The organism is Bacteroides sp. FSHCM14E1 (assembly GCF_019633785.1).
GTDB lineage: Bacteria > Bacteroidota > Bacteroidia > Bacteroidales > Bacteroidaceae > Bacteroides > Bacteroides hominis.
In genome coordinates, this window is the sequence record NZ_JADKYL010000002.1 from 285,099 (window position 1) to 311,072 (window position 25,974).

Here is a 25,974-nt window from a genome sequence, read left to right on the forward strand (position 1 = left end):
ACATGAAATGGATTGACAATCTGATATACACGCTATTGTCCGCCTGCCTGCTGGCGGGCTGCGAGGACAGCGGAAGCAAGGAGCTGGAAAGGATGCAGGGCTATTGGGTACACGTCAGGGGACACCCGGCTTTCACACTCTCGGAAACGGGCGGCAGATACACCGTCACCCGGAAAGCGAATGTCAGGGGCAGAATACTGGAAACGGCTTACCCGGTAACAGAACGGAACGGCTGCCTGTTCATCGAAACGGGCTTCCGCATACAGTTCACCTATGACAAAAAGACCGACCGGATAACGCTCATGCCCGGCGGCGAATACAAACGAGTTACAAACCCTGAAAACAAAAGATAATGAAAAGAACAATTCTCCTTATGGCGGTGTGCCTTTGCTTCATCGGCAAGGCATCCGCACAGTGGGTGGTGTCAGACCCCGGCAACTTGGCGCAGGGCATCATCAACACCACCAAGCAGATAGTGCAGACTTCCACCACAGCCAAAAACACGCTGGACGGCTTCATGGAAGCGCAGAAGATTTTCCAGCAGGGAAAAGTCTATTACGATGCACTCAAAGCGGTACACGATGTTGTCAAGGGCGGCATCAAGGTGAAGAAGTCCATTGAACTGGTGGCGGAAATATCCGAAATCTACGTGCGAAACTATCAGAACATGCTGGCAGATCCGAACTACACGCCGGATGAACTCACCGCCATTTCAGCCGGGTACGCCAAGCTGCTCTCCGAAAGTGCGGACGTGTTGCAGGACTTGAAGAATGTAGTGAACGTGACGGGCATGTCGCTGACGGATGCCGAAAGGCTGGCGGTAATCAACAACGCCTATAAAAGCCTGCTCAACTACCGCAACCTCGTGAACTACTACACCCGAAAGAACATATCCGTGTCCTACCTGCGGGCGAAGAAGAAGAACGACACCGACCGGGTGCTGGCTCTCTACGGCTCGGCGGATGAACGCTACTGGTAACATATAAATCGGTATGCCTATGTTATTAGCAACGGTGGATTTTGACAACCTGCACCAAGTGTTGCGGGTGCTGTACGATGAAATGATGCCCTTGTGCAGCAACATGACGGGGGTAGCCAAAGGGATAGCCGGGCTGGGAGCTTTGTTCTATGTAGCCGCCAAAGTGTGGCAGTCGCTCGCACGTGCCGAACCCATAGACGTGTACCCGCTCCTGCGTCCCTTTGCGTTGGGGCTGTGCATCATGTTCTTTCCCACGTTCGTGCTGGGGACTATCAACACGGTGCTGTCGCCAGTGGTAAAAGGGTGCAACCAGCTTATGGAAACGCAGACTTTCGACATGAACGAGTACCGGGCGCAGAAAGACCGACTGGAATATGAAGCCCTGATGCGAAGCCCCGAAACGGCTTACCTCGCATCGGACGAGGAATTTGACCGACAACTGGAAGAACTGGGCTGGTCGCCCTCCGACATGGTGACTATGACGGGCATGTACATGGACAGGACGGCTTATAATATAAAGAAGTCCGTCCGGGACTGGTTCAGGGAGTTATTGGAAATGCTCTTTCAGGCGGCGGGGCTGATTATAGACACGCTGCGCACGTTCTTCCTAATCGTGTTAAGCATACTGGGTCCGCTGGCGTTTGCGATTTCCGTCTATGACGGTTTCCAAAGCACGCTGACCCGGTGGATTTCACGCTATATCTCCATTTTCCTGTGGCTGCCCGTGTCGGACTTGTTCAGCAGCGTGCTGGCACGCATACAAACCCTGATGCTCCAAAAAGACATCGAGCAGCTTTCAGACCCGGATTTCATCCCGGACGGGAGCAGCACCGTGTATATAATCTTTATGATTATCGGCATCGTGGGCTACTTCACCATTCCAACGGTGGCAAGCTGGATAGTGTCGGCTGGCGGTACGTCTGCCTATAACCGCAACGTGGCACGGGCTGGTTCAATCGCCGGGGCTGCGGTCGGTGCGGCAAGCGGGAAAGTAACCGGGAAACTACTCAAATAACCAACATCAATATTTAGTATATGGAATTTAAGTCATTAACGAACATCGAAACGAGTTTCCGGCAAATCAGGCTCTTTGCGCTGGTATTCATCTGCCTGTGCGCACTGGTGACGGGCTTTGCCGTGTGGAACTCGTACAGCTTCGCCGAAAAGCAGCGGCAGAAGATATACGTCCTCGACAACGGCAAAAGCCTGATGCTGGCACTCTCGCAGGACATGGCGCAGAACAGACCCGTGGAAGCGAAGTCGCACGTGCGGCGTTTCCACGAACTTTTCTTCACCTTATCACCCGAAAAGGGGGCTATCGAAAGCAACATCAAACGCTCGTTGTTTCTCGCCGACAAGACCGCTTTCAACTATTACAAGGACTTGGCGGAAAAGGGCTACTACAACCGGGTGATTTCCGGAAACGTCACGCAGACGGTGGAGATTGACAGCGTGAAGTGCGACTTCGACCAGTACCCCTACAAGGTGAACACGTATGCCCGCCAGTTGATTGTCCGGGAAAGCAGCCTGACAGTGCGAAGCCTTGTGACCTCGTGCCGGTTGCTTAACGCCACACGAAGCGACAACAACCCGCACGGCTTCATCATCGAAGCGTTCACCATTACCGAGAACAAGGATTTGCAGACCATTAAAAGATAGCCTTATGGAGAGAAAACGAAACCACATCGAAAAGGTGCGGGACTGGGCGGACGACCGCCTGCGCCGAATGTGCGGACGGATTACGCCGGGCAAAAGGCTGGCGGTTATCCTCCTGATGTTCTTCTTTTTCGGCGGCTTGTCTATCTACATCACCGTTTCATCAATCTACAATATCGGGAAACGGGACGGGCAAAGGCTGCAAATAGAACACATCAGACAACTGCCGTTGCACGGCAATGACACAACCCAAAGTATCAACCCGTTAAACAGACCGCAATATGGAAGAAGTACAGAAGAATGAGAACGGCACGACCGTACCGCAGGCGGACGGGAAGCCGAAAAAGGAAGATAAACCCAAACGGGAACTTACCCCGCAGCAGGTGCAGCAGCGCAGGAAAATGATAGTCTTCCCGCTGATGTTCCTTGCCTTTGCAGGGTGCATGTACCTGATATTCGCACCCTCCGGCAAAGAGGACGTGAATGTGGAAAGCGTGGGCGGCTTCAATGCCGACATACCCTTGCCCGCAGAGGACGGGATTATAGCCGACAAGCAAAAGGCTTACGAGCAGGCGGTGACAAACCGCAAACAGCAGGACAAGATACAATCCTTGCAGGACTTCGGTTTCACGCTGGACGATGATACGGAAGAACCACAAGAGGAAATCAATCTGATGCCGGAAGAAGATCCGAAGCCACAAAGGGGCGGCGGTGCTTCTTCAAGGGCGGCTTACCGGGACATCAACCGCCAGTTAAGCACGTTCTACGAAACGCCCCCTGTGGACGAGGAAAAAGAGGAATTGAAACGGCAGGTGGCGGAACTGACCGACCGACTGAAACAGCAGCAGAACGCCACGCCTACGGCTGACGACCAAATGGCACTCTTGGAAAAGTCCTACGAGCTGGCGGCAAAGTACATGAACGGGCAGGACGGACAAAGGGGGCAGATTGCCCAAATACCGACAGCCGGGCAGAACGGCGGCGGTATCGGCACTCCGGCTATTCCGGTGCAGGCTATCCGGGAAACGACCGTTTCGGGATTGCAGCAGCCCGTGAGCGATGCCGACTTCATCCGGGCTTACAGCCAGCCACGAAACTACGGCTTCAACACGGCGGTAGGCACGGGGTACGCTATGGGAAAGAACACGGTAGCCGCCTGCATACACCAAGACCAAACGCTGGTGGACGGGCAGGCGGTGAAACTACGGCTGCTCGAACCCATGCAGGCGGGAAATATCGTTGTGCCGAAGAATACCCTCGTGGCGGGAACGGCAAAAGTGCAGGGCGAACGGCTCGACATACTGGTGTCCTCGATTGAGTACGCTGGCAACATCATCCCGGTGGAACTCGCCGTGTTCGACACGGACGGGCAAAAGGGGCTTTCCGTACCGTCCTCTATGGAGCAGGAAGCGTTCAACGAAGCTATGGCGAATATCGGAAGCGGGCTGGGTACAAGCATTTCCTTTGCCCAAAGTGCCGGGCAGCAGGTGGCTATGGACGTGACAAGGGGATTGCTGCAAGGAACGTCCGGCTACCTCGCCAAGAAGTTCCGAACCGTGAAAGTGAAGCTGAAAGCAGGCTATAAAGTCATGCTTTACGCCAAACAACAATAACCATTTTATCAACCGTTAAAATTTCAATTGACAATGAAACAGATTTTTGGATTGTTCGCCCTCTTGCTGGGCGTGTGTGCGGCAAACGCACAAACCGCTGACACCGTGAAGTATGCGGCTGGCAACGACTTGTACCGGGGTATTACCCGGAAACTCCCGTACCGCCAAATGGTTACGCCCTACGGCGTGGAAGTGACCTTTGCCAAGACGGTGCATATCATCTTCCCCGCCGCCGTCCGCTATGTCGATTTGGGAAGCAACCACATCATAGCGGGCAAGGCGGACGGTGCGGAGAACGTAATCAGGGTGAAAGCCACGACAGAGGGCTTTCCGGGAGAAACGAACTTCTCCGTTATCTGCGAGGACGGCAGTTTCTTTTCGTTCAACGCCAAGTACGCCCGTGAACCGGAAATGCTCAACATCGAAATGAAGGACTTCTTGGAGAATGAAGATACGTCCGACTTCTCGCATACCCGGATGAACATCCATTTCCGGGAACTGGCGGGTGAAAGCCCGCTACTGGTGAAGCTGATAATGCAGAGCATCTACAAGAACAATGACCGGAAAGTGCGCCACTTGGGTAGCAAGCGTTTCGGCATACAGTTCTTAATCAAGGGGATTTACACATATAACGGGATGCTCTACGTGCACACGCAGACAAAGAACAGTTCCAACGTGCCTTTCGACACGGACTTCATCAGGTTTAAGATAACCGATAAAAAAGTGCCCAAACGCACGGCTATTCAGGAAACGGTACTGGATGCGGTACGCAGCTACAACGAGGTGATAGAGATTGCCGGGAAATCGACCGTGCGCACGGTGTACGCCCTGCCGAAGTTTACCATTCCTGACGACAAGCTGCTGGTCGTGGAACTCTACGAGAAGAACGGCGGGCGGCATCAGACCATACGGGTGGAAAACGCCGACATCGTGAACGCAGAAGTGATTGACGAACTAAAAATCAAATAGGGAATGAAAAGACACATCTTTATAATGATGCTCTTTGCGCTGTGCCTGACCTCGTTTCAGGCACACGCACAAAGATACCTGCCGGGCATGAAAGGCTTGCAGGTCACGGCGGGCATGACGGACGGGGTGCATTGGAACGCCAATACGGATTTTGCCTACCACATCGGGGCGGCGTACAGCGTTTACACCAAGAACGCCAACCGCTGGGTGATTGGCGGGGAATACCTGCACAAGAAGTATGACTACAAGGATATGAGAATACCAGTCGAACAGTTCACCGCAGAGGGCGGCTACTACCTGAAATTCCTATCGGACAGACGAAAGACCTTTTTCCTTTCATTGGGCTTGTCGGCTCTCGCCGGGTACGAAACAAGCAACCGAAGCGAAAAGCTGCTGCCGGACGGCTCTACCTTGCTGGATAAGGACTGCTTCATTTACGGCGGTGCGCTGACGCTGGAACTGGAAACCTACCTGACCGACCGGGTGGCTCTGCTGTTGAACGCAAGGGAACGGGCGTTGTTCGGCTCGGACATCGGCAAGTTCCACACGCAGGTATCTTTGGGACTGAAATTCATTATCAACTGACCGCTATATAATAATGTATATGAAGAATGTAATGTATAAAATCATCATGGGCTGCTACATCGTGGCCGCCCTCGTGCTTGTCACCGCCTGTAATGACAACTTGGATATTCAGCAGGCGTACCCGTTCAGCATCGAAACACTGCCAGTACCCAAAAGGCTGAAAGTCGGGGAAACCGCCGAAATACGCTGCCGACTGGTGCGTGGCGGCTATTACCAGCCGACTGCCTATCAGATACGGTATTTCCAGCCGGACGGCAAAGGAAAGCTGGAAATGGATAACGGCACGGTGCTTTTGCTCAATGACCTTTACCCGTTGGAGAAAGAAACATTCAGGCTCTACTACACCTCGGCATCGACAGACCAGCAGACGATTGACATTTATATTATCGACAGCTTCGGGCAGATGCAACAACTTTCGTTCTCGTTTAACAATGACAGCAGCGAGGAAGAATAAATCTTTTGGAATTAGTATGTTGATAAACACCCAGTGTTTTATTGCTGGGTGTTTATTTTGTGATTACCTTTGTTCCTTGTAAATAACTTATAAAAAAATAACTGCACATTATGAGAATAAAGGATATTTCCGTTGAAAATTATCGAAACTTAAATTCTGCAACAATTACATTTGACGAATCGTGCAATTTTATTGTTGGAGAAAATAATTTAGGAAAATCAAATATATTAAACCTGTTAAATATCATTTTCACACGAAGAGGATTTGTTTATGATGATTTTAATGATGCAAATTTACCTATAACAGTTAATATACGAATAAAACTCACAAATGATGAAATAGGGCATTTTGAAGACTTGTTTGATATAGATGATTACACCTATATCAATATTATCTGTAAACAAGTATCACCTGATGATAATATGGAATTTTATCATTTAGAAACAGAAACATACATATCTCCAACCCTTATTAAATGCTTAAACTTTATATACTATGATTCCTTGAGAAATCCCATTTCTGAAATTAATTTTGACAGCAGTAAAGGCGTAGGGCGTTTTTTATCAAGAATGATTAAGGATTACGTATCGAATACAGATATAAATACTAATAATTTAGTTGATATTGAATTTACAAATGATTTATTAACTAATGTAAATACTAAATTAGAAAAAATAAAATCTTTTAAAGACCACGCAATTAAAGCTGTTTTGGAGGGGGATGTTTCATTGTTATTCCCAAAGTTAATCTCTTTACAAGATGCCAGAGGAGGGGCATTGTCAAAATGTGGATATGGAATTCAATTTTTATTACTAGTTACTTTATCTATTTTGAATAAACTTCAAACAATTTCCGACCAACGTGGAGAAACAGGGGTATTTGTTAATGAGGATACAGGAGAAAGGTCTATTTCTGTTGTATTAGGACTTGACGAGCCAGAGATACATTTACATCCTTATATGCAACGTTCTCTTATTAAATATCTCAATAAAGTTATCAATAATGAAGATTCTGACTTAAAGTTATTAATAAAAGAATTATTTGGAATTGATAAATTAGATGGTCAAATCATCATCGCAACACATTCACCAAGTATTATTCTTAATGATTTTAAGCAGATTATTCGACTTTATAAAGAAGGAACAAGCACTAAAATAGTTTCAGGAACAAATCTATCTCTCGGCGAACAACTTGAAAAACATCTTTTACTTCATTTTCCTTTTATCAAAGAAGCATTCTTTGCTCGCTGTGCTATTTTTGTCGAAGGGGATTCTGAATATGGAAGTTTTCCCTTGTTTGCAAAAAAATGTGATATAGATTTAGATGATTGCGGGATATGTGTTATTCAAGCAGGTGGAGATTCCGTTCTACAACTGATACAGTTAGCAGAAAAATTTGGTATACCTTGTATTGGGATTAGAGATAGTGATGGAGATAATACCCCAACAAGTATTCCTAATTTATGGAAAACAACAGAACGGGATTTTGAGGCTGAATTAATGAAATTGATTGATATAGGAAGAGAGGAAGTATTATGCGATATACTTTGTGAATATGATTCGGAAAAACAAGAACGAATTCTGAATGCACAAGCATTAAATAAACGAGCATATAAAAAATATGGCTATTTAACAGCACCTATCAGTACAGACCTCAAATTATCAGATATAGACAAAACAAATATCACAAACCTAAAAGCCTATTATTCTACATGGTTTGGAATCAATAAGTCTCAACCATTGGGACTTTTAATAGGAATGAAACTATCTAAAAGCGAAATCCCTCAAATATATGTCAATCTAATTGAACAAGCTAAAAGTTTATGCTGATGTATCAAAACGAAATAGAAATTATAAAATCTCGGATTGAGAACAAACACCAAGGGGATGAAAAACAATTAGAAATTATTTTTTCTCCTAACAAACGATTATTAGTTGAAGCACCTGCTGGCTATGGTAAAACACATACAATGGTAAGCCGGATAGCCTATTTAATATCTATCGGCAAGCTACCTGTTCCAAAAAAACTTTTAGCATTAACTTTTAGCGTAAATGCTGCATATAAAATTAAAAAAGATGTAAGTAAGAATATTCCAGAACTATTGCAGGATTTAGGCAAGCAAATTAATATTAAAGAAAAAATATATGTATCTAATTATCATGGTTTCTGTCGAAGCATTTTAAAAAAATACGGTCATAGACTACATCCTGCATTGTCGAATTTAGATACTCTACAATCCGTTGATGATAGTCGAAGTGATAGTATAATGCGAGTATTTAATAATATTTCAATAGATGAAGCGAATGTTTTGTCAGAATTCAACGCCGGAGTTAAAAACATAAAAGGAAAGTATTTAAAAGAAAATATTGATAAATATAATTCTATTGTCATCTCCAAACTATTAATAAAGAATGCCATTCCATATAATGCAATTATTACTTTAACAATTAAATTGTTTAAAGAACAAATTGGAATATTAGAATTTTACCGAAATTATTATACATCAATTCTCGTAGATGAATTTCAAGATACCAATCTACTAAGTTATTGGCTATTGAATTTCTTAATTACAGATAAAACAAATATATTGCTATTAGGAGATTCTTTACAGCGAATTTATGGATTTATAGGAGCCGTACCCAATTTACTTTCACATGCACAAAATACATTCAATTTACAACTTATTTCATTGGAGAAGAATTATCGTTTTGCATCCAATGAGAATATGCTTCAATTGGATAAAATAATACGGCAAAATGCTATTACTCCTTTTGATAACCCTAATAGCTTAAAATCCAAGGTGGAATTTAATATCTATGATAACCAAGAAGAAGAAGCTTTACAAGTTGTAATTAAGTCACAAAAAATATTACAAAACGATTCCTTTGCTAAAGTTGCCATACTTGCAAAGCAAAGAGGACCTAATATTGAGCATATTATAAAAACTTTCAATCACAATAAGATACCATTCTTTTATGGATTATTTACAGATGAAGACTCTGAATATATAACATTCAACAGAAAATGTCTGTATGAATTTATTGAATTACTAAAATCAAATTCAAAGATTACTAAAAAGATAGGGAAAAAACATATTGATAAAATACGAGAAATATATATTAACAATGATTCCGTACTTGTTAAAGCTCTTTTAGAATTACTCGAAATTTTTTGGGTTCAGCTTTTTGTCGATTATTCGTTTTTATCTAATGAAGATAAAATTAATCTGATTAAAGATACCTTTGAACATAATGGTATAAAACAATATATGGAATTCTTAAATACGTCTATAATAATCTCTACGGTACATGCAGCAAAAGGTTTAGAATGGGATTATGTAATACTTCCTGATATGGAAAAAGATTCATTTCCTAACTGGTATGGATTATGCGGTAGATGTAAAAATGGAAATGACTGTAATTTTGTGATGACTAAAGATATAGAAAAATCATTCTTTGAGGAATTAAGTGTATTTTATGTAGCAGTTACTCGGGCTAAAAAGCAAGTTTTTTTTACGGCAAGTCATAAACAACTCACAAATAGGGGCATTTTTGAAAAAAATTATAGTTGTTTTATGAAATTGCCAGGTATTGAATATATACAAACAGTATAGAGAGACAGAAAGTATTATTGGCTAACCAACAGCTAGTCAGAAGGCATTGGTTGCTAATAATTTTTGGGGAATATAGGCGGGTTTCTTTGCTACTTTATTTCCCGGCACTCACGAAAGAAAGTAGCGGCGGCAAACAGCCGCCGTTCTCTATCAACTGGTTTTAAGGCTCCTTATGGACGTGTATTTCTCTAACCACACCTTTACCTGTTCCATGTTGTATTCGCCCGTGATAATTGCCGTATGGTCGTTTATGGCTACAAACCGGACACTCTCGTGGCTGTTTACCCAGCCTTGCAGGGAACAGACGCCCCACGTGTCCACATCTTCAAAAACACTGCGGTCTATCCGGCTGATTGGCTCGCCGAAAACTACCGTCATTATCTGAAAGTCCGGCTTATCTGCCAGCAGTTGCAAATGGTGCAGCGTGCCGAAATCGTCAATTTTGCGCCCCCACGCCCACACATCATTATACAAATCATCGCCCCATTGGTGCGGGTGGTCGAAACGGACTTTTACCTCTATGGTGTGTTCGTTTTCTTCTGTGTCCTCGATAACGCCCGTTACCATTAAGCCCGTAAAAATGCACTCGCAACGCCTGCCGATAAGCTCCTTGTTTACTTCTGTCGTTTTCATGCCCCCAAAATTTACTTGTTTATTACTCCGTTCTTCTTTGCTATCCACCCGTCACGCCTGCGGCGGCACTCGTCCAGCGTTTTGGCTACCGTGCTGAAAAGTTCGCCGTCCGTGTGGCGGTAGTCATATTGAAAATAAATCTGTCCCCTGAAAGCCCCTAAATGGCATTTCACGAACTTTTCTTCTCCCGGTGTCTGGGTGATGCTTACCCCGTTTTTGTTAAGTGACTGCATGATGTCTTATTTTTTTATGGTTATAAACTTGGTTGTTTTTAGCGGGCAGGGCTTTGACACCCCGCCCGGATTGGTTGTTATGCCGCCCGGAACACAAAGCCGTCATCAAACCAGTAATCGCACATGAACAGGTCACGGGCGAACTGTTTGTAATCGAAATAGGTCTTTGCGAACTCCGGCAGGTCGTAACATTCTTCTATAATTTCATAGGCGAAATCTTCTTCATCGTCATATTCCCCTTGATATTCATCCCGGAAATCCCGTACAAGGTCGTCCGCATCTTCCTCGCCCAAATCATGGCTTTTATAGTTGCACCACACGAAAAAGGCTTCCTGCTCGGTGTCGCTCAAATCCTCCACCGCATCACGCAGGGCAAAGAAGTTTTCAGAAATCCAGCTTTCGTCGATTAAGCCCTCCGGCACGTTCTCCCAGTCCTGAAACATGTATTCCGCATCTTCCTCGTCCTTGTGAAGTTCCCGGCAGGCTTCATAAAATTCTTCCTTGTCCGAATAGTCCGAAAGGTCGAGCCATGCGCCGGACAATGAACCGTTGTTGTACTTGACATAAGTGCCTACATAAACTTTTGCTTCCGATAATACCTTTGCTTCCATATTGCTGTAATTTTTTAAGTTTTTAATTTTATGCGGATTTGAGAGGTGAGGGAGTTGAAGTTTCACTGAACTTTTTTCCTGTTTCCCGTAAATCCGACTTTTTTTTTATGCGTCTTCCGGTCGGGTCGGTCGTTTTCGTTTCACATAGGCGTAAAAGGGTAGTGTTTAGAGTTTGCAAGGTTTTGGGCAAAAAATACCTCGCAAGGCAGGGAAGATTTTTTCGCCAAACCGGAACGGCTCGACCTTGCAAAATCGTGAAGAACACGTAACTACCTTTGCCTATTGAAATGATTAAAACGACTGTCCCGGCTGGGGGACTGCGTAAGAGGAAGATTTACAGATAGGGAAACCGGGGAAAAGTGCCTGTTCTCTTTCATCTTTTAGGGAACACTCCATGCGGGCGGGAAAGGCAAGGGTGTTGTGAGCTTGCTTGCAATACGCTTGTGCGGGTTTCCAACGGCTCTTTTCACGGAATACAGTCAGCCATGCCACGCACGGCTGGCGTTTCGGGGAATGTGCCAGTTGGAAAAGGATATAAAAAATGCGGGTAGTCGGTGGACTGCCCGCAAGGTGGAAGAATGTACTTCATTGGGATATAGTTTGTTAGGCGGAATTTCGTTACCGAAATCGTTACCTATTCGTTTTTGTCACGGTTATAGGTAACGAAACCTACCGGACGGCGTTCTTTCTGTTGTTTCGACTGGCTTAGAAGCTGGGTAAGGGCTTGGTACAGTTCGTTGAACTGCGCATCGGTGCTTACCTCCAGTTCCTCGATGCGCCTTGACAGTTCCTCGTAACCGATTGCCATTTGGCGCATGAGGACGAAAGCCCGCATGATTGAAATGTTTACTTCTATGGCTACTTTGGAGCGGAGAACCGAAGAAAGCATGGCTACGCCCTGCTCGGTGAAAGCCATAGGCATAGCAACGCCGAAGTTGTAATCAGGGGGTATCACATTTTGTGATACCCCTATGGATAACAGCAAGTTAGCTTCCTCTTGAGTGAGAACAAACATAAAATCACTTGGAAAACGCTCGATATTGCGCTTGACCGCCTGCTTCAAGGCTCGTGTTTCCACTTGGTAGAGTTCTGCCAAATGATAATCGAGCATCACCCGGCAACCTCTGACCTCAAAAATATTGTTTTGGATAATCTGCAAATCCATAATCGTATATTTTAGGAAATTTAGCAATGTTGGAATAATAGTAAGGACTGGTCACAAATTGTGACCAGTTCCCAATAATCAAGATTACATGGCGACTTCCTTGTAAATCTTCTCGATGCCGACAAACTTCTTGTCAAGCCCCTGCATATCGCTGCCTATCTTGCTGTTGGTGATGCGGGCGTAAATTTGCGTAGTTTCTATGTTTGTGTGTCCCAGCATCTTGGACACCGTTTCAATGGGTACGCCCTTTGACAGCGTGGTGGTCGTGGCGAACGTGTGCCGGGCAAGGTGGAATGTCAGGTTCTTTTTAATACCGCATATATCGGCAATCTCTTTCAAGTAGGCGTTTAGCTTCTGATTGCTGATTACGGGAAGTATCTTCCCGTCCGGCAACTTGCCCTTGTACTTCTTCAAAATCATCTTGGGAATATCCAGCAGGGGAACATTCACGTCCGTATTCGTCTTTTGCCGCTTGGTGATTATCCAAAGGTTGCCGTCAAAGGACTTTTGAATATTCTCCTGCCGCAAGTTGGCGACATCGCTGTAAGCCAAACCGCAGAAACAGGAAAAGACGAACAAGTCCCTGACGTGTTCCAGCCGTTCGGAAACCATTTTCTTTTTAAGGATGATTTTTATCTCGTCCTCTGTCAGATAACCCCTGTCCACTTTTTCCAGCCGAATTTTATAGCTGGCGAACGGGTCGCCCACCAGTATGCCGTTGTTGCGGGCAATAATGATGATACGCTTGAAGAACTGCATGAACTTGGCGGTGGTGTTGTAGCCGCACTTGCAGGCGGTACGCAAATACAACTCAAAATCGGTAATGAACATCGGGCTTATCTCCTTTATGGATATGTCCGATACGTTGTACTTGCTTTGGATAAATTCAGCGAGGTGGCGGCGGGTCACTTCATACTTGCGGTAGGTCGCTATCGTCTTGGATATGCCCACAAGCTGCTTCACATCGTCATTGTGCTTTTGGAACAATGAAAGGATTGTTTCGTGGCTCTCGCTATGACCTAAAAACTCGTTTTTCACTTTCTCGGCGGTCACGTAGTTGTCACGCCGCTGCATTTCGTGGTAAATGGTATTCAGGGAAGAACGTATGTCGTCCAAAAGGGCGTTTATCCTCCCGGCATCCCTACCTTTGGCTTTGCCCGCAGCAATGCTCCAGTTGTCGGGCTGGATGCTCTGTTTCGTACTGAACTGGCAAAGTTTGCCGTCTATGGTGATGCGTGCCATAATCATAACCTCGCCGTTTTTCTTTTCAGAACCTTTCTTCAAATAAAAAAGAACCTTGAATGTCGATTTCATAACTCAAAATTTTTAGTTGCAAAATTAGTTTTTACCTCTCGTTTTCGAGTTATGCAGACTATGGACTAATATAGTCATTATCAGGTCATTTATGGACAAATCGTTACCGTTTTTGTCCGGCGGGGAATAGGTAACGATTTAGTAACGAAACTTTGTCTTTTACCGTACTTTTGAAGTCTTGGAAGCAGGACTTTCGGGCAATAAAAAAAGCCACAAATCATTGATTTGTAGCTTTTTGTCCGTTTGCTGACCATTTCTGTCCAGCACGTTCAGCGGAGAGACAGGGATTCGAACCCCGGGTACCTCGCAGTACAACGGTTTTCAAGACCGCCGCAATCGACCACTCTGCCACCTCTCCAAAACTACTTTTCAATAGTGCTTTTCTCTTAAAGCGCTGCAAAGGTACGAATCATTTTCAAATCTGCAAACGTTTCGGCATTTTTTTCGCGAAATAATCGTATTTTTGCGGCACATTTCAACTTAAAGCGTTATACAGATAAATAAGACAGTACATGATATATCCCCAGAATTTTGAGCAAAAAATAGGATTCGACCAGATCAGACAATTATTAAAGGACAAATGTCTCAGTACGTTGGGAGAAGAGAGAGTATCGGAAATGAACTTCTCCGATCAATTTGAAACTGTTGAAGAACTGCTGAACCAAGTCACAGAGTTTGTCCGCATCATACAAGAAGAAGATAACTTCCCGGATCAGTTTTTCTTCGATGTCCGTCCGTCATTAAAACGGGTACGGGTAGAAGGCATGTACATGGACGAACAGGAACTGTTCGACTTGCGGCGTTCGTTAGAGACAATCCGCGACATCGTACGTTTTCTGCAACGGAACGAGGAAGAAGAATCCGACCACCCTTACCCCAGCCTGAAAAGACTCGCAGGAGATATTGCCGTATTCCCGCAACTTATCACCAAGATAGACGGCATTCTGGACAAATACGGTAAAATCAAGGACAACGCCTCGACCGAACTGTCACGCATCCGCCGGGAATTGGCTAATACGATGGGGAGTATTTCACGCTCGCTGAACAGCATCCTGCGTAACGCTCAATCGGACGGATATGTGGATAAAGACGTTACTCCGACCATGCGCGACGGTCGATTGGTAATTCCGGTTGCCCCGGGGCTGAAACGCAAAATCAAAGGTATCGTCCATGATGAATCGGCCAGTGGTAAAACTGTATTCATCGAACCGGCAGAAGTGGTAGAAGCCAACAACCGCATCCGCGAACTGGAGGGAGACGAGCGTCGCGAGATCATCCGTATCCTGACCACATTTTCCAATACATTGCGTCCTTCCATTCCGGAGATACTCCAATCGTACGAATTTCTGGCCGAAATCGATTTCATTCGCGCCAAAAGTTACTTTGCCATTCAAACCAGCAGCATCAAGCCCAGTCTGGAAAACGAACAATTACTGGATTGGACCATGGCTGTTCATCCACTGCTGCAATTATCCCTTGCCAAGCACGGAAAAAAGGTAGTTCCCCTGGATATAGAACTGAGTACCAAACAGCGCATCCTCATTATATCCGGCCCTAATGCCGGAGGTAAATCAGTCTGCCTGAAAACCGTAGGACTGCTGCAATACATGTTACAATGCGGTATGCTGGTACCCATGCACGAACGCAGCCACGCCGGTCTGTTCGGCAGCATCTTCATCGATATAGGCGACGAACAATCCATTGAAGACGACTTGAGCACTTACTCTTCCCACCTGACGAACATGAAGATCATGATGAAGAGTTGCAATGAACGCAGCCTGATTCTGATCGATGAATTCGGAGGCGGTACAGAACCCCAGATTGGCGGGGCCATTGCGGAAGCTGTTCTGAAACGATTCAACATAAAGCATACTTTCGGCGTTATTACTACACACTACCAAAATCTGAAGCACTTTGCAGAAGACCATGAAGGTGTGGTAAACGGAGCTATGCTCTACGACCGCCACTTGATGCAGGCACTGTTCCAACTTCAAATCGGTAATCCCGGAAGTTCTTTCGCAGTAGAGATAGCCCGGAAAATCGGTTTACCGGAAGATGTCATTGCCGATGCTTCCGAAATAGTGGGAAGCGAGTACATCAATGCTGACAAATACTTGCAGGACATTGTGCGGGACAAGCGTTATTGGGAAGGCAAACGCCAAACCATCCGTCAACGTGAAAAACAGATGGAAGAAACCATCGCCCGTTATCAATCGGAAATGGAAGAGTTGCAAAAGTCGAGAAAGGAAATCATCCGCCAGGCCAAAGAAGAAGCCGAACGGTTATTGCAAGAATCGAACGCACGTATCGAGAACACCATACGTACCATTAAAGAGGCACAGGCTGAAAAAGAAAAGACACGCCTCGTCCGTCAGGAACTGGCAGAGTTCCGCGAGTCGATGGACAGCCTGACTTCCAAAGAACAGGAGGACAAGATAGCCCGAAAGATGGAAAAGCTGAAAGAAAAGCAAAACCGGAAGAAAGAAAAAAAGCAGAATGTTCCGAAAGAACAACAAGCTGCACAGCAAACTCCCCAAGTAGCTCCCATCACCGAAGGGTGTCCGGTACGCATCAAAGGGCAGAGTTCTGTCGGAGAAGTGCTTGAGATCAACGGAAAGAATGCAGTCGTAGCTTTCGGCAGTATCAAAACAACCGTAAAGCTGGAACGGTTGGAACGAAGCAATGCAACTCCTCAGAAACAGGAGCCTGCTAAAAGTACTTTTGTCAGCAACCAGACCCAGGACAGCATGTACGAGAAGAAGCTGAACTTCAAGCAAGATATCGATGTGCGGGGAATGCGGGGGGACGAAGCCTTACAGGCTGTTACCTATTTTGTGGATGACGCCATCCTGGTCGGTATGAGCCGGGTACGTATTCTGCATGGAACCGGAACAGGAATTTTGCGTACCCTAATCCGCCAATATCTGCAAACCGTACCGGGTGTCCGTCACTTCGCCGACGAGCATGTCCAATTTGGGGGAGCAGGTATCACGGTAGTCGATTTGGCATAAAAGAACAAAGAATATGAAGAATAACCTGTTAAGTGAAAGATTAGTTTATACCGGTGAGAGCCAGACTCCCACTCACCTGCATTTATGTACCTACAATGCCCTCGAAATGCAAGAAGTATCGGGCACCGATTTCCAGGCTGTAGCCAATGCGCTCAACCACGAAGAAATCAACTGGCTGCAGATACACGGGCTTCAGAATACCGAGCTCATCCGCGAAATATGCAGCCACTTCGAAATAGACTTTCTTACCCTTCAGGATATTCTGAATGCCGAACATCCCACAAAGATAGAAGAGCATGACAAGTATACGGTACTGATCATGAAAATATTCCGCTTCAACAACAGAGAAGAAACAAGCCCCGAAGATGAGATGGATGAATTGGAACAGCAACAAGTGTGTATCATACAGGGGAGCAACTTTGTGCTTACCTTTCTGGAAAATGAAACCGACTTCTTCGATGACGTTACCTCCGCCCTGCACAATGACGTACTGAAAATCCGGAGCCGGCAAAGTGACTACCTGCTCAGTGTTTTGCTGAACAGCGTGATGGGAAACTACATTTCCACCGTATCCACCATCGACGACTCGCTGGAAGATCTGGAAGAAGAACTACTCACCATCAGTGACGGAAACGACATCGGCATCCAGATACAGGCACTCCGCCGGCAATATATGCTGATGAAAAAAGCCATTCTTCCGTTAAAAGAACAATACGTCAAACTGCTGAGGGCGGAAAACTCCCTGATGCACAAAGTGAACCGTGCCTTCTTCAATGATGTCAACGACCATCTGCAATTCGTATTGCAAACAATCGAAATATGCCGGGAAACGTTATCGTCTTTGGTAGACCTTTATATATCGAACAATGATCTGCGGATGAACGACATCATGAAGCGGCTCACCATTGTTTCTACCATCTTCATCCCGTTGACTTTTCTTGTCGGTGTATGGGGAATGAACTTTAAGATTATGCCCGAATTGGACTGGCGGTATGGATATGTATACGCCTGGATATTGATGATATTGGTAGGCGCAGCCGTATACTGGTTTTTCCGTAAGAAGAAATGGTATTAAGTTACCAAAAATCTTGAAAAAACAATTACCTTTGCGCAACAACCTAATTAGCTAATATGAAATCAATAAAAGAACTCTATCGCATTGGAACCGGGCCTTCGAGCAGCCACACCATGGGGCCTCGCAAGGCAGCAGAAATGTTCCTCACCCGACATCCTGAAGCAGCATCGTTCAAAGTAACTCTCTACGGAAGCCTGGCTGCGACAGGAAAAGGGCACATGACGGATGTAGCCATCATCGACACATTGGAACCGACAGCACCGGTAGATCTTATATGGCAACCTAAAATATTTCTACCTTTCCACCCCAACGGAATGAACTTCATTGCGCTCGACGCTGATGGCAACGAACTTGAAAACTGGACCGTTTACAGCGTTGGCGGAGGTGCATTGGCCGAAGACAACAAACAAGCTTCCATTGAAAGCCCGGAAGTATATGGCATGAACAGCATGACCGAAATTCTGGATTGGTGCGAACACACCGGAAAGAGTTACTGGGAATACGTGAAAGAATGCGAAGATCCCGATATATGGGACTACCTGAGAGAAGTATGGAATACGATGAAAGAGTCCGTCCAGCGTGGTCTTGAACAAGAGGGTGTACTGCCCGGCCCGTTGAACCTGAGACGCAAAGCCTCCACATATTATATCCGGGCCACCGGATACAAAGCTTCCCTGCAATCCCGCGGACTGGTTTTTGCCTATGCACTTGCCGTAAGTGAAGAAAATGCCTCGGGAGGTAAAATCGTAACGGCACCAACCTGCGGCTCATGCGGAGTAATGCCTGCCGTTCTCTATCATCTTGCCAAGAGCCGTGATTTCAGTGAGATGCGCATTCTTCGCGCACTGGCAACGGCCGGACTAATTGGCAACATCGTTAAGCAGAACGCTTCCATATCCGGAGCGGAAGTAGGTTGCCAGGGAGAAGTAGGCGTGGCATGCGCAATGGCTTCGGCCGCAGCCAACCAATTGTTCGGAGGCAGTCCTGCGCAAATTGAATATGCCGCCGAAATGGGTCTGGAACATCACTTGGGCATGACCTGCGACCCGGTGTGCGGATTAGTACAAATCCCCTGTATCGAACGGAACGCATACGCAGCCGCACGTGCACTGGATGCCAATCTATACTCGTCATTCACCGACGGAATACATCGCGTCTCTTTCGACAAGGTAATACAGGTAATGAAACAAACCGGGCACGACCTCCCTTCACTTTATAAAGAAACAAGCGAAGGCGGACTGGCAAAGGATTACAAGCCGATGTAAAAGGCCATTCTCCATAAAGCGCAAGAGGGTGTGCATGACTCACCACAGATTGCACATCCTCTTGTTCTTTCTATTCACGTGCCTCGGTCGGCAGATTCAACCTTTAAGTTCTGGGCCAGTGAGTATCGTCACCGTTGGTCACATCTTTTTCGTGGAGCAAACCGCCACCTTCCGAAAAGTATAAATCAATCTTCTTACCCTGTTCCACGGTTACCACAAATTCCGTATAAGGTTCATTCGGATATTCCAGTATCGCTACATCATCCACCACCCAATTGCTGTAACTCGACTCCATAAAAGCCGTCAGCACTGCCGGGGGCAGATTATTGATGCTGTTCAACTCGGTTTCCGTCATCAGCCAGGAGGCGTTGGCATCAAACCATACTTCCTTTTCTCTGCCGTCAGCCTGACAATCGGCTACGTAATAAACACCCTTCTGCTCCCACTTAATGGCAGTGGCATTGGGATAAAGCTTCTTCAGTGCATCCTGAATGGCCTGGCTCGGCGGAAGATATCCTGTATCGTCATCATCACCACACGAACTGAAAGCAAACACTACCGACAGCAGCACAGCTGCCAACAAACTAAATTTCAACGATTTCATAATCAAGGTCTTTTTTTAACAGGTTTATTCCAATTTATCAATATTCCGCTTTACGGAAACGGCCGTCTTTGGTAAACTTCAGACTCAAATCCGTATTAAGCTCGACTTCATAACCTCTGCGGTCACGTTCTATCTGAGTTACAAATTCAGAGTTATATCCATTGGACTTCAAATACTCCTTCACGAAGCCGGGGATAATCGATGCGGGAACAGCGGCTTTCTTACAATCCACTTCAATCCAGTTTCCCCGGTTATCGAAGTCGATCTCGGTTGCATTAGTCAACAACACATCGTACTTCTTTGTTTGCAGAATCTCATTTTCTATCTTAATATGCGAAATCTGCGGATTAGAAAAGTGCTGATTAATAAAGTTGCGTGCCGGAAGAGGCAGTGTCATCACGTCTTTCGTAATGATATCACCTGCAAACGCAAATTGAACGGCTATGATAGCCAAAACAAGAATAGATAGAATCTTTTTCATAATCGTTATTTTTAGTGTAAATAATAAGTTTCGGAATTATTTTACACTGCAAATAACGAGATAGAATCGGGAAAGATTTGGTAATAAACAAAAAGGTAAACTCTTTTTGTATTTTTTAACGGCCAGAAGTATCCTCCTCGTATACCTCTTCCAGAAGTTCTTCTTTCTTCATGCTGATCTTCCCATCGGTCGAGATCGTAATGGAGACGGGCACATACAAGTCCGTTTGCGGATAACAGATACTGGCGGCATAGACAAATCCCTCGGGAGTTGTTTTATCATAAGCAATTCCTTCCAGAATGGACTTTGCCATAAAGTCCTCTCCTATCAGAGACGCAAATTGTTTCTTGGTGAAAGTCCTGCTAAAAATACGTTCATTCCCGCGTGTCAGTCTCAGAACAATCTGATTGTCAACGTATGTATTTCCCATCTGGCTCACTACCCGGGGAAGTGAATCATTAGGGGTACGGGATATAAACGAATGGTACTCTTTGCCTTTGTATTTAATATCTATCTCACTCTTCCGGGCTGTCATCCGCTGCAAGCCATGTGCATCGGTGCTATCTTGCATCAAGACACGGATATCGCTCTGTTTCTTTTCAGCTGTACCGGAACACGCAACGATAACCATAAGCATTGTCAACCCAAGCAGATAAATAAGCTTTTTCATATTTGAATCATCTGTTTATTAAATCGTACGGCAAAGGAACAAAAAGCAGTGGAAATATACAAGTATTTCGGTAATTAGTAGCTGACAATTAGTGAGGAACCGGCGCCCTATACCGCTACGCCGGTCCATCACTGATCATCCATACTGAAATTTACTTTCTACCTCCTCTTTTCGGTCCGCGTTCGGCCTTCTGCTTGGTATAGGCCTCATACTGCTCCTTCGTCATTATTTTCTTCAGACTGGCATCGTAAGCCTCACGCGAAGCTTTCATCTCCTGTCGCACCTTTTCTCTGTCTTCTTTCGACATGCGGGGAGCTTTTCTTTTATCCTGTTTACAAGTGCAGCTGTCAGTAGCCTGACTCTGCCCCTCCTTACCTTGCCTCATTTCGGGTTTCATCTTTCCGGGACGTGTTCCCATCTTCTCCATCAGAGCCATATTGGCTTCCAACAGTTGTTTCTTCTGGGTTTCGTTCAAAGAGTATTCTTTCGCCATACGTTCAGTCATGCGCTCGGCACGTTCCTTCGGATCCATATTCTGACCACCTCTGCGCGGGCCTTGTGCCATCGCCATTCCCCCTACCATCAAAAGGGCCACTAACAAAAAACTTATTCTTTTCATTGTTCTTTTCTTTTTTAAATTATCAAATAATCATCTGTCTTTTTTGTTGCAACTGTCTATATGACTAAAAAGTCAGATAGAAGTTTAAACGTGAATACAACTTTAACAAAACGCAAACTTATTTCTATTTTGATTAGACTACACCTGTCTGCGCTCTCTTTGCTTTCATATTACCTTCTCTTCCAAGCACCCCTCCCTCCTCTTTCCACGGCGAAGGCTTTAAAATGCCGTTCTGTCAAATTGATAATCGAATGGACCCAGATTTGCTTTTTTCCGGGCAAGAATGCAGTAGAACGTTTTTTTCGTCTCCTTTCCCGGTCAGCCTTTTCCGTTTTATCACCTTTAATCTCTATTTTCAGGCAAGAGAACACTTATTCTATAAGAATAAGAACAAAAAGAGTATTATTTAAGTCCGGCACTTCCCTTTTATCTGTTTCGGCATCTTCATAATCAAAGGTCAACCAGAAAAAAATCTCTCTCTTTTCATCTCTCAAACGGGAACAATATATGTAATGAGAGAAAACATATAGAGATATTCCAAAAAGAAGTAAGCATTTTCTCAAGTTGCTTACGTCTTTCGGACCAAATGCTTACTTCTTTTTCCGGAAACACCGGCTCTTTTGGATGAAAACACCGGCTTTCGCACCGCCCAAGCCTGCTTCTTGAGGAAGAAAAACTCAGTTTTTGCACTTCGCTCCCGCCGGTTTGATCCGAATCTCCAAAGGGCTTGTCAGCCAATCAGCGTTTTTACTTTCTTTCCGGAAGAGGACTAAAGAAATAAGTTACAATATGAACGTTCCGTCCTTATACCAGGCAAAAAACGCATGGAGCTGCATACCCCATAAGATTTCATCTATCAGCCGATAAATATTATCAATGGGATTTTTTGCTGAAACGGGAAATTTTGCCATACTTTTGCAACGTAAACAAATAAAGAATGAATCTAAATAAGAAACAATTATGGAACCAATTATCAACTCACAGATGCCTGAATTCAAAGTACAGGCTTTTCAAAACGGAAGTTTTAAAACAGTAAGCAGCGAAGACGTAAAGGGAAAATGGGCTATTTTCTTCTTCTATCCGGCAGACTTCACATTTGTATGTCCGACAGAATTGGTAGACGTTGCCGAAAAGTATGAGCAATTCCAGGCTATGGGTGTGGAAGTGTACTCGGTAAGCACCGACTCCCACTTTGTACACAAAGCATGGCATGATGCTTCGGAAAGTATCCGCAAGATCAAATATCCGATGCTGGCAGACCCGACAGGCGTACTGAGCCGTGGCTTTGGCGTGATGATCGAAGAAGACGGAATGGCTTACCGCGGAACCTTCCTCGTAAATCCGGAAGGAAAGATCAAGATTGCCGAAATACAGGACAACAACATCGGACGTAATGCCGATGAATTACTCCGCAAAGTAGAAGCCGCACAGTTTGTGGCTACCCACGACGGAGAAGTTTGCCCCGCCAAATGGAAAAAAGGCGAAGCAACCCTGAAGCCGAGCATCGATCTGGTCGGTAAGATCTAAGCAGTAATTCTATGAAGACCGGCATCCCCCAATGCCGGTCTTTTTTACCCTAATCAATCTTCAATATAATGTTAGACTCAGCTATAAAAGAACAATTACGTACCATCTTCTCCGGATTGGAGGCGAAGTACACATTCGATATCACTGTCTCACCACAGCACGAAAGCCGCAACGAACTCCTGGACCTTCTGAACGACGTGGCATCTTGTTCAGAGAAACTATTTTGTCGGATCCATGAGGGCGAAGGACTGGAATTTACGCTTCTCAAAGACGACCAAAGGACGGGCATCACTTTCCGCGCCGTCCCCAACGGACATGAATTCAGTTCATTACTACTCGCCGTACTGAACGCGGACGGAAAAGGCAAAAACTTCCCGGACGAAGGGATTTGCAACCGGGTAAAAGCATTGAAAGGACCTATCCGCCTGACAACCTATGTGTCATTGACTTGTACCAACTGTCCCGACGTAGTGCAGGCACTCAATGCCATGACCACACTCAACGCCCGGATCCAGCACCAGACGGTGGATGGTGCCATCAATCAAGCCGAAGTAGAAGCCTTGAAAATACAGGGAGTTCCCTCTGTATTCGCAGACGGCAAACTGATTCATGTAGGCCGCGGCGACTTTGGCGAACTGTTGAGCAAACTGGAAGAACAATATGGAGTGGAACAAAGCGCCCGTGAAAGTTCTATCAGGAAGTATGACGTGATTGTAGTCGGTGGAGGTCCGGCAGGTTCCGCCGCTGCCATCTATTCGGCCCGCAAAGGCCTGAATGTAGCCGTTATTGCCGAAAGAATAGGCGGACAGGTAAAAGAGACGGTCGGCATAGAGAACCTGATTTCCATTCCCTCAACCACCGGAAGTCAGTTGGCCGATAACTTGAAAACGCACATGGCACAATACCCTATCGACCTGCTCGAACATCGCCGGCTTGAAAAGCTCGAGCTTGAAGGCAAAGACAAAGTGCTCACAGCCAAAGGGGGCGAGCGTTTCTCTGCTCCGGCAGTAATCGTTGCCACCGGTGCAAGCTGGCGTAAACTGAATGTACCGGGCGAAGCGGAATACATCGGCCGGGGAGTTGCATTCTGTCCGCATTGCGATGGTCCGTTCTACAAAGGAAAACATGTGGCTGTCGTAGGAGGAGGAAACTCCGGAATCGAAGCTGCCATCGATCTGGCAGGTATCTGCTCCAAAGTCACGGTACTCGAATTTATGGATGAACTGAAAGCAGACCAAGTGTTGCAGGAGAAACTGAAAAGCCTGCCGAACGTAGAAGTCTTCGTCCATTCGCAGACCACCGAAGTGATAGGCAATGGCGACAAAGTTACCGGCATCCGTGTCAAAGACCGTCAGACGGAGCAGGAACAGGTGATCGGGTTAGACGGCATTTTTGTACAGATAGGACTGATGCCCAACAGCGGTATTTTCCGGGAGACGGTAGAAGTAAACCGTCCGGGTGAAATCATAATAGACTCCCACTGCCGCACCAATGTTCCGGGGATCTATGCTGCCGGAGATGTCTCCACCGTTCCCTACAAACAGATTATCATCGCAATGGGGGAAGGTGCCAAAGCAGCGCTCGCAGCGTTCGAAGACCGGATGCGTGGGGAGATTTAAGACACAGAGTAACACAGAGCATTTATGTCAATAATCAATGACTTAAAATTCACTCTGTGTTACTCTATGTCTTCTGTGGTGAAACATCACTTCATCTTAAACGTTACCAACAGTCCTTTATGATCGGTCGGCCATACGTCCAACGGAAGCAGGAATTTGTCTTTTGAAGTCTCCTGTACTCTCTGGTTACGTACGATAGAGCCTTTCGGACCAAAGATCACCGCTTTCTTTGCTTCAATATCCTTTCCCTGATAGAAAATAAAATCAATGCGGTCACGTTCGTCCGCTTTCGGTGCCCATGTCAGTTTACCGGGTTCTTTCAGCGGATTATCTGCCGGATATGTAAATCCCGGGTGAGTCAGCGGATTCGGGTAAATATGGCGGTATGTATCTATAAATCCGTCCTTCTCCAACAATGTTGTCACTGTCCAGGGAATTACGAGACCATTATGGTCGTACAGATTCTTGTTTTCCTCAATCCAGTCCAGATGTGAAGGTTCGTTGAAGTCACCGCCTACAATCACGCTATATCCGTTTGCAATGTCCTTTTTGGCCTCAGCGATAAACATCTTGATGGCGTCATCGCGTTGAGATGCCACATTCACTTTGAGCACCTCTTCCACAGTAGTCGGAATAGGTATCTCTTTCCAACTGGAACCGTCATAACCACGCACATTGTAATATGCACAATCCAGATAGTCCAAATGCGCCGTATAAACAGCCACTTTATGTCCGTCCACCGAGCTGGTCAGTTTATAGATACTTCCGTGATCTCCGTTTTCCGGAAATACAGTCAGTGAATCCGTGATCGGATGTTTGCTCAGCAAGCCTGTGTCATAAGTATAGAAAGAGTAATAATCCAGCCCTTTCTCTTTGAGAGAAGCCACAATACGGTCGTTGAAACGAGTGTTATGGTAATTGCGTACTTCACTGAACGTCACAAAATCGGGTTGCAAACGTACAATCTCGTTAACGATTGCATCATATCCTCCCGGAACCATTGTACCTTCCTGCCATACATTCCATTGCAGAACCGTAAATTCACCTTTACCTTTACTTTGCCCCACCATAGTTACCAGCAGGAAAAGCGTCATAAAAAAAATCTTTTTCATTTTATCCAATTTATATTATGTGCATTGTTTTTCTTCGGATTGTGACAGTACTGTTTTACTTGAAAGCCTGTATCATCGGACGTCCTGTCCAAACTTGCGGCTGTTTCACTCCAAAAACATATCCCATCGTGGCGGCAGTGTCATATTGCATCATGCTTTTGTGCAA

The 25,974-nt window shown here is 45.6% G+C and carries 26 protein-coding genes, 1 tRNA gene and 1 pseudogene; 16 read left to right on the top strand and 12 right to left on the bottom strand.

Features of this window, described 5'->3' with window-relative positions; translation table 11 throughout:
* Positions 1-2 precede the first annotated feature (2 nt).
* The 11 genes from ISX59_RS04235 (at position 3) to ISX59_RS04285 (ending at position 9,869) form a co-directional block, all read left to right on the top strand.
* On the top strand, positions 3-353 hold the full coding sequence (locus ISX59_RS04235) for a DUF3876 domain-containing protein (RefSeq protein ID WP_004326111.1): 351 nt from the start codon (positions 3-5) through the stop codon (positions 351-353).
* Positions 353-979, top strand: coding sequence for a DUF4141 domain-containing protein (locus tag ISX59_RS04240; protein WP_032543308.1), 627 nt, complete (start codon positions 353-355; stop codon positions 977-979). The genes ISX59_RS04235 and ISX59_RS04240 overlap by 1 nt, the downstream gene beginning before the upstream one ends.
* A gap of 19 nt (positions 980-998) precedes the next feature.
* A complete protein-coding gene (traJ, locus tag ISX59_RS04245; RefSeq protein WP_220575693.1) occupies positions 999-1,994 on the top strand; it encodes a conjugative transposon protein TraJ in 996 nt (331 codons plus the stop codon).
* A 20-nt stretch (positions 1,995-2,014) separates the two neighbouring features.
* A complete protein-coding gene (traK, locus tag ISX59_RS04250) occupies positions 2,015-2,638 on the top strand; it encodes a conjugative transposon protein TraK (RefSeq protein ID WP_004308760.1) in 624 nt (207 codons plus the stop codon).
* A 4-nt stretch (positions 2,639-2,642) separates the two neighbouring features.
* Positions 2,643-2,939 (top strand): TraL conjugative transposon family protein, encoded by a 297-nt coding sequence (locus ISX59_RS04255; protein ID WP_007845742.1) that lies wholly within the window; start codon positions 2,643-2,645, stop codon positions 2,937-2,939.
* On the top strand, positions 2,917-4,248 hold the full coding sequence (gene traM / locus ISX59_RS04260) for a conjugative transposon protein TraM (RefSeq protein WP_117600396.1): 1,332 nt from the start codon (positions 2,917-2,919) through the stop codon (positions 4,246-4,248). Before ISX59_RS04255 ends, traM begins: the two co-directional genes overlap by 23 nt.
* A gap of 33 nt (positions 4,249-4,281) precedes the next feature.
* Positions 4,282-5,217, top strand: a complete 936-nt coding sequence (traN, locus tag ISX59_RS04265) for a conjugative transposon protein TraN (protein WP_007845745.1) — start codon at positions 4,282-4,284, stop codon at positions 5,215-5,217.
* 3 nt (positions 5,218-5,220) lie between these two features.
* Positions 5,221-5,802, top strand: a complete 582-nt coding sequence (locus tag ISX59_RS04270; protein ID WP_117720424.1) for a conjugal transfer protein TraO — start codon at positions 5,221-5,223, stop codon at positions 5,800-5,802.
* Between the two features lie 13 nt (positions 5,803-5,815).
* Positions 5,816-6,256, top strand: a complete 441-nt coding sequence (locus tag ISX59_RS04275; RefSeq protein ID WP_055295781.1) for a DUF3872 domain-containing protein — start codon at positions 5,816-5,818, stop codon at positions 6,254-6,256.
* A 110-nt stretch (positions 6,257-6,366) separates the two neighbouring features.
* Positions 6,367-8,085, top strand: coding sequence for an ATP-dependent endonuclease (locus ISX59_RS04280; protein ID WP_014298462.1), 1,719 nt, complete (start codon positions 6,367-6,369; stop codon positions 8,083-8,085).
* Positions 8,085-9,869: a UvrD-helicase domain-containing protein gene (locus ISX59_RS04285; RefSeq protein ID WP_165859730.1), complete on the top strand. Its 1,785-nt coding sequence runs from the start codon at positions 8,085-8,087 to the stop codon at positions 9,867-9,869. Before ISX59_RS04280 ends, ISX59_RS04285 begins: the two co-directional genes overlap by 1 nt.
* Positions 9,870-10,019: 150 nt before the next feature.
* Here the strand turns inward: ISX59_RS04285 and ISX59_RS04290 are convergent, their stop codons facing one another.
* The 6 genes from ISX59_RS04290 to ISX59_RS04315 all read right to left on the bottom strand — a co-directional run bounded on the left by ISX59_RS04290 (position 10,020) and on the right by ISX59_RS04315 (position 14,183).
* Positions 10,020-10,502: a hypothetical protein gene (locus tag ISX59_RS04290; protein WP_055295776.1), complete on the bottom strand. Its 483-nt coding sequence runs from the start codon at positions 10,500-10,502 to the stop codon at positions 10,020-10,022.
* Between the two features lie 11 nt (positions 10,503-10,513).
* A complete protein-coding gene (locus tag ISX59_RS04295) occupies positions 10,514-10,735 on the bottom strand; it encodes a DUF3873 domain-containing protein (protein WP_014298459.1) in 222 nt (73 codons plus the stop codon).
* A gap of 77 nt (positions 10,736-10,812) precedes the next feature.
* Positions 10,813-11,346 carry an antirestriction protein ArdA gene (locus ISX59_RS04300; RefSeq protein WP_055295774.1) on the bottom strand — a complete coding sequence of 178 codons (534 nt, stop codon included), beginning with the start codon at positions 11,344-11,346 and terminating at the stop codon, positions 10,813-10,815.
* Between the two features lie 634 nt (positions 11,347-11,980).
* A complete protein-coding gene (locus ISX59_RS04305) occupies positions 11,981-12,511 on the bottom strand; it encodes an ORF6N domain-containing protein (protein WP_055295772.1) in 531 nt (176 codons plus the stop codon).
* 84 nt (positions 12,512-12,595) lie between these two features.
* On the bottom strand, positions 12,596-13,825 hold the full coding sequence (locus ISX59_RS04310) for a site-specific integrase (protein WP_008648492.1): 1,230 nt from the start codon (positions 13,823-13,825) through the stop codon (positions 12,596-12,598).
* A gap of 273 nt (positions 13,826-14,098) precedes the next feature.
* Positions 14,099-14,183: transfer RNA gene (locus ISX59_RS04315), tRNA-Ser, on the bottom strand.
* 154 nt (positions 14,184-14,337) lie between these two features.
* On the opposite strand from ISX59_RS04315, the gene ISX59_RS04320 reads away from it, so the two are divergent.
* Genes ISX59_RS04320 through ISX59_RS04330 form a run of 3 tightly spaced genes read left to right on the top strand, consistent with a single transcriptional unit; the run spans position 14,338 to position 19,176 of the window.
* Entirely contained in the window at positions 14,338-16,836 is a 2,499-nt protein-coding gene (locus tag ISX59_RS04320; RefSeq protein ID WP_022011902.1) for an endonuclease MutS2, read from the top strand.
* 13 nt (positions 16,837-16,849) lie between these two features.
* Entirely contained in the window at positions 16,850-17,911 is a 1,062-nt protein-coding gene (corA, locus tag ISX59_RS04325; protein WP_005809741.1) for a magnesium/cobalt transporter CorA, read from the top strand.
* Between the two features lie 56 nt (positions 17,912-17,967).
* Complete coding sequence (locus tag ISX59_RS04330; RefSeq protein ID WP_005775976.1) at positions 17,968-19,176, top strand: L-serine ammonia-lyase; 1,209 nt, start codon at positions 17,968-17,970, stop codon at positions 19,174-19,176.
* Between the two features lie 103 nt (positions 19,177-19,279).
* Here ISX59_RS04330 and ISX59_RS04335 read toward each other — a convergent pair whose 3' ends face one another.
* From ISX59_RS04335 to ISX59_RS04350, 4 genes are all read right to left on the bottom strand, one after another.
* Positions 19,280-19,780, bottom strand: coding sequence for a PepSY-like domain-containing protein (locus tag ISX59_RS04335; protein WP_220575694.1), 501 nt, complete (start codon positions 19,778-19,780; stop codon positions 19,280-19,282).
* A 37-nt stretch (positions 19,781-19,817) separates the two neighbouring features.
* Positions 19,818-20,261, bottom strand: coding sequence for a PepSY-like domain-containing protein (locus ISX59_RS04340; RefSeq protein WP_005775974.1), 444 nt, complete (start codon positions 20,259-20,261; stop codon positions 19,818-19,820).
* A gap of 115 nt (positions 20,262-20,376) precedes the next feature.
* On the bottom strand, positions 20,377-20,931 hold the full coding sequence (locus ISX59_RS04345) for a DUF4738 domain-containing protein (RefSeq protein WP_005775973.1): 555 nt from the start codon (positions 20,929-20,931) through the stop codon (positions 20,377-20,379).
* A gap of 151 nt (positions 20,932-21,082) precedes the next feature.
* Positions 21,083-21,550: a DUF4890 domain-containing protein gene (locus ISX59_RS04350; protein ID WP_220575695.1), complete on the bottom strand. Its 468-nt coding sequence runs from the start codon at positions 21,548-21,550 to the stop codon at positions 21,083-21,085.
* A gap of 960 nt (positions 21,551-22,510) precedes the next feature.
* Here ISX59_RS04350 and ahpC point away from each other — a divergent pair.
* Together ahpC and ahpF are read left to right on the top strand one after the other, a co-directional pair.
* Positions 22,511-23,077: an alkyl hydroperoxide reductase subunit C gene (gene ahpC, locus ISX59_RS04355; RefSeq protein WP_005775969.1), complete on the top strand. Its 567-nt coding sequence runs from the start codon at positions 22,511-22,513 to the stop codon at positions 23,075-23,077.
* Positions 23,078-23,145: 68 nt separating this feature from the next.
* Positions 23,146-24,696 carry an alkyl hydroperoxide reductase subunit F gene (ahpF, locus tag ISX59_RS04360; RefSeq protein WP_220575696.1) on the top strand — a complete coding sequence of 517 codons (1,551 nt, stop codon included), beginning with the start codon at positions 23,146-23,148 and terminating at the stop codon, positions 24,694-24,696.
* A gap of 86 nt (positions 24,697-24,782) precedes the next feature.
* Here ahpF and ISX59_RS04365 read toward each other — a convergent pair whose 3' ends face one another.
* On the bottom strand, positions 24,783-25,790 hold the full coding sequence (locus ISX59_RS04365; protein WP_005809750.1) for an endonuclease/exonuclease/phosphatase family protein: 1,008 nt from the start codon (positions 25,788-25,790) through the stop codon (positions 24,783-24,785).
* Between the two features lie 73 nt (positions 25,791-25,863).
* Positions 25,864-25,968 (bottom strand): annotated as a pseudogene (locus tag ISX59_RS04370) (alkaline phosphatase); the annotation flags it as partial.
* Between the last annotated feature and the right edge of the window lie 6 nt (positions 25,969-25,974).